Source organism: Microcoleus sp. B4-D4 (genome assembly GCF_036705185.1).
Taxonomy (GTDB): domain Bacteria; phylum Cyanobacteriota; class Cyanobacteriia; order Cyanobacteriales; family Microcoleaceae; genus Microcoleus.
Window position 1 is genome coordinate 1 of sequence record NZ_JAUBTX010000036.1, and the last position, 1,604, is coordinate 1,604.

Consider the following 1,604-nt stretch of genomic DNA (forward strand, 5'->3'; position numbering starts at 1 on the left):
CCAATTCCCAATTCCCAATTCCCAATTCCCAATTCCCAATTCCCAATTCCCAATTCCCAATTCCCAATTCCCCATGAAAGATTTAACTCGCAGACAATTTATCACTGTCACCGCATTAAGCGCCGGATTTGCCTTAGCAGTTCATCCTATTGCGGCTGCCGTTATCAATACGGATGCTGCTGGTTTAATAGCAGGTGAGGTAAAAATTCCCGTAAAAGACGGCTCAATTCCAGCCTACAGAGCAATGCCAGCCAGCGGCAGCAATTTTCCAGTAATTTTAGTAATTCAAGAAATCTTCGGAGTTCACGCATACATTCAAGATATTTGCCGCCGTTTTGCCAAATTAGGCTATTTGGCGATCGCCCCAGAAATGTTTTCCCGTCAAGGCGATGTTTCTAAAATCACCGACATTCAAGAAATTATTAGTAAAGTTGTCTCGAAAGTTCCCGACGCTCAAGTTATGTCCGATTTAGATGCTACCGTAGAGTGGGCACAAAAGTCAGGAAAAGGCAATATTAATAAGTTGGGAATTACAGGATTTTGCTGGGGAGGCCGAATTGTTTGGATGTACGCGGCCCACAACCCAAAAGTCAAAGCAGGAGTTGCTTGGTACGGGCGTTTGGTTGGCGATTCAACGGCTTTAACTCCCAAACATCCGATCGACCTTGCAGCAACTTTGACAGTGCCAGTATTGGGGCTTTACGGCGGCAAAGACGAGTCAATTCCCAACGATACAGTCGAGAAAATGCGGGAAGTTCTCAAAACTGGCAGCAGCGGTTCCGAAATTGTGGTTTATGCAGATGCGCCGCACGGTTTTAACGCCGACTATCGCCCCAGTTACCGGGAAAAAGAAGCTGAGGATGCTTGGAAACGGATGCAAGATTGGTTTAAAAAACACGGAGTTGCACAATAGTTTTGAGTTGTTAATTTTGGCTTAAAACTGGTGTAAAGTTTGGGCTGGAAAAAGTCAATATTAGCGAATAGCCCTTAAGACAGTTGGGTTTGCGATCCCGATATTGGTAAACTGAGCGGTGTAGAATTATGGATCGAACAGGTAAGCCCGTGCTAGACGAACAAGCTAAAAAGACCATCCTACGCAAAATCCCTCACGGATTGTACATTTGCGGTGTCAAAGACGGAGAGGAACTCAACGGTTTCACCGCTAGCTGGGTGATGCAATCTTCCTTTACCCCTCCCTTAGTCGTTAACTGCGTCAAGCAAGACTCAAAATCCCACGCCATGATTGAAGCCAGCGGAGTCTTTGCGTTGAGTTTCCTAGAAGCAGGACAAAAAGAGTTAGCCCAGAAATTCTTCAAGCCGCAGCGCCGCGTTGGCAATAAATTTGAGGATGTAGAATTTTATGCCGGGGCCGAAACTGGTTGTCCGATCATCTCCGACTCTCTGGGTTACATTGAGTGCAATGTTGTCGGTGCTGTAAAACACGGTGATCATACGGTGTATGTCGGAGAAGTGGTAGCCGCCGGCGTTCACCGAGAAGGCGATCCGTTGCTATTAGAAAGCACTGGTTGGAATTACGGCGGCTAAAAACTTGGCAATTGGCAATTGGCAATTGGCAATTGTCAGTTGTCAGTTGTCAGTTGTTA

General features: G+C 46.2%; 2 protein-coding genes. Both read left to right on the forward strand.

The window, feature by feature from the left end; translation table 11 throughout:
- The coding region (locus tag QUB13_RS22240; protein ID WP_333384868.1) for a dienelactone hydrolase family protein at positions 1–913 on the forward strand (913 nt) is incomplete at its 5' end.
- Between the two features lie 149 nt (positions 914–1,062).
- Entirely contained in the window at positions 1,063–1,545 is a 483-nt protein-coding gene (locus tag QUB13_RS22245) for a flavin reductase family protein (RefSeq protein WP_333089345.1), read from the forward strand.
- Positions 1,546–1,604: the final 59 nt, after the last annotated feature.